Origin of the sequence: Streptomyces carpinensis, from assembly GCF_002154505.1 — a bacterium.
Taxonomy (GTDB): Bacteria; Actinomycetota; Actinomycetes; order Streptomycetales; family Streptomycetaceae; genus Streptomyces; species Streptomyces carpinensis.
On sequence record NZ_MUBM01000347.1, the window covers coordinates 1 to 960 of the forward strand.

Here is a 960-nt window from a genome sequence, read left to right on the forward strand (position 1 = left end):
CCCACACACTCACCCCGACCCCACCCAGCGCTCCCGCAGACCTTCGTACCCCAAGGAGTCGATCCACCATGGCGAGCGATGCGCCGACCGGTCATGTTTCCGACCTCGACTGGCTGATGAGCGGCCTCGTGCAGCGTGTACCGCACACCACCAGCGCGGTCCTGCTGTCCTGCGACGGGCTGGTGAAGTCCGTCCACGGCCTGGACCCCGACAGCGCCGACCACATGGCCGCGCTGGCCTCCGGCCTGTACTCACTCGGCCGCAGCGCCGGCATCCGCTTCGGCGACGGGGGTGAGGTACGGCAGGTCGTCGTCGAACTCGACTCGAACCTGCTGTTCGTCACCACGGCCGGCTCGGGCACCTGCCTCGCCGTGCTGGCCGGCCGCGAGGCCGACGCGGCGGTACTGGGCTACGAGATGGCGATGCTGGTCAAGAGCGTCCGTCCCTACCTCGTGACCGCACCCCGGCAGTACACCGTCGAACCCTCGGCGCTGCGGCCTTGAGCGCGGCGGCGGCCGGCGACGAGCCCTGGCTCGACGACGCGGCCGGACGGCTGGTGCGCCCCTTCACGGTCAGCAACGGCCGTACCCGGCCCAGCATCGCACTCGACCTCATGTCGCAGGTGATGGCGACCGGGGTGACGCCCCTCGGGTACCTCGGCCCCGAGCACGGGCAGGCACTCGACCTGTGCCTCGCCCCGGTCTCGGTGGCCGAGATCGCCGCCCAGCTGAGGCTGCCGGCGGCGGTGGCCAAGGTGCTGCTGTCCGACCTGGTCGACTGCGGCGCCCTGACCACGAAACCCCCCGTGACCCAACACCACCCGACAGACCGGGCCCTTCTGGAGGCAGTGCTCGATGGACTACGACGAAAGCTCTGACCACGGCGGCGGCCACGACCGCGACGGCGGCTCCGACCCGTTTCCCACGGCGCTGAAGGTCCTGGTCGCGGGCGGGTTCGGGG

2 protein-coding genes and 1 pseudogene are annotated in these 960 nt (G+C 71.5%); all 3 read left to right on the top strand.

The features are described from left to right. Window positions 1-68: 68 nt before the first annotated feature. On the top strand, window positions 69-503 hold the full coding sequence (locus BZY54_RS37550) for a roadblock/LC7 domain-containing protein (protein ID WP_086729806.1): 435 nt from the start codon (window positions 69-71) through the stop codon (window positions 501-503). Further along, a complete protein-coding gene (locus BZY54_RS37555) occupies window positions 500-877 on the top strand; it encodes a DUF742 domain-containing protein (protein ID WP_086729807.1) in 378 nt (125 codons plus the stop codon). Before BZY54_RS37550 ends, BZY54_RS37555 begins: the two co-directional genes overlap by 4 nt. Continuing rightward, window positions 855-960 (top strand): annotated as a pseudogene (locus BZY54_RS53995) (ATP-binding protein); the annotation flags it as partial. The gene BZY54_RS37555 and the pseudogene BZY54_RS53995, both read left to right, overlap by 23 nt.